A 1685-nucleotide genomic window follows, 5' to 3' on the forward strand; every position below is an offset into this window, starting at 1 on the left:
TTAGACGGTATGGAGTGACCGCACGGTCTGTGGTCCCGGTTTCCTCGGGCGGTGATTGTGAAGCCGGCGTGCGGGATGGCGTCAACGTCGTTCATGCTCGCTGCGCTGCGCGTGCTCCACGTTGACTCCGTCCCGGTCGCCGGTTGAAGACGCGCCGATCGAGGAATCCGGGTGGACTGTGGTCACCGGTGGCTTTGCAGGGGGTTGCGGGGCCGGGGCCTCACCGCACAGATTCGTGGGTTACCGAGCAGAATTCGGCTGCTCGGCCTATCCGACATTGTGTGGGAGGCCCCGGTGTTTACCGAGCGTACGAGTGTTGGGCTGGACGTGCACGCCAGGTCCGTCGCGGCCGCGGCGATCGACGGGGTGACCGGGGAGCTGGTGCAGGCCAGGCTGACCCCGGCCCATGACCACATCCGGTCCTGGATCAGTCAGTTGCCGGGGCCGGTCGCGGTGACCTATGAGGCCGGGCCGACCGGGTTCGGTCTGTATCGGGCGTTGATGTCTGCCGGGGTGCGGTGCGAGGTCGCGGCACCGTCGAAACTGCAACGCCCGTCAGGGGACCGGGTGAAGACCGACGCCAAGGACGCGATCCATCTAGCGCGGCTGCTGCGACTCGACGAGATCACCCCGGTCGCGGTGCCGACCATCGGCCAGGAGACCGCGCGGGATCTGGTCCGGTCCAGGGAAGACTGCCGTGGTGACCTGATGCGGGCCCGGCACCGGTTGTCGAAGCTGCTGTTGCGGCACGGGATCGTCTACTCCGGCGGCGCTGCCTGGACCGGCAAACATGACGCCTGGCTGCGCCGGCAACACTTCGACGCGGCGGCGTCACGGCTGACGTTCGATGCCTACTACGACTGTGTCCTGACCACCAGCGCACGCCGCGACCGCCTCGATACCGCGATCACAGCAATGGCAGCCGATTCGGAATTCACGCCCGTGGTCCGCAGGCTCGGCTGTCTGCGCGGTGTCGCGACCTTGACCGGGTTCGCGCTCGCGGTCGAGATCGGCGACTGGACCCGGTTCACCGGCAAGACCATCGGCTCGTTCATCGGCCTCGTGCCCAGCGAAAACTCATCAGGAACCAGCCGGGCCCTGGGCCCGATCACCAAGACCGGGAACACCCACGCCCGCCGACTACTGGTCGAGGCCGCCTGGCACCACCGCGCCACCTACCGGCCGGGCAAAACCATCCACGACCGCTGGGCCCTCGCCTCGCCCGCGGCCCGCGCGCGGGGCGATGCCGGTAACCGGCGTCTGCACGCACGCTGGATCAGGTTCCTCGAGCGGAACAAGAGATCCACCATCGCCGACGTCGCCATCGCCCGCGAGCTCGCCGGCTGGTGCTGGTCACTGGCCACCCTGCAGGAGGAGTAGAAACCCACAAACCGGCTTCGTCGACCATGCCAGGCGGTGACAGCGCGTGGAGCGACCCGCGACTCAACTATGAGCAACCAGACCTCTCAAAGATCCGGTGACGCTCGACATTAGACACGCGGACCCGCTCCTGCCGAACACCCCGTCCTGCGGTAACCAACCCGCGCATATCAGTCTTGACCGCGCGTCGCCAACGACACGCTCACCACCACAGCTGATCCACGAAGCCACGAGGCGCCCGACCGGGAACAACCCAGCCGGGCGCCTCACCCTTGCCTCTTGACAGCAGGTCACTCCATATCAGT

At 67.3% G+C, this 1685-nt stretch carries 1 protein-coding gene; it reads left to right on the plus strand.

Going from position 1 to position 1685, the window contains the following annotated elements; all coding sequences use genetic code 11:
• Positions 1 to 294 precede the first annotated feature (294 nt).
• Positions 295 to 1380 (plus strand): IS110 family RNA-guided transposase, encoded by a 1086-nt coding sequence (locus E1261_RS44645; RefSeq protein ID WP_132416419.1) that lies wholly within the window; start codon positions 295 to 297, stop codon positions 1378 to 1380.
• The last annotated feature ends 305 nt before the right edge of the window (positions 1381 to 1685 follow it).

The organism is Kribbella albertanoniae (assembly GCF_004348455.1).
In the GTDB taxonomy this organism is placed as follows: Bacteria; Actinomycetota; Actinomycetes; order Propionibacteriales; family Kribbellaceae; genus Kribbella; species Kribbella albertanoniae.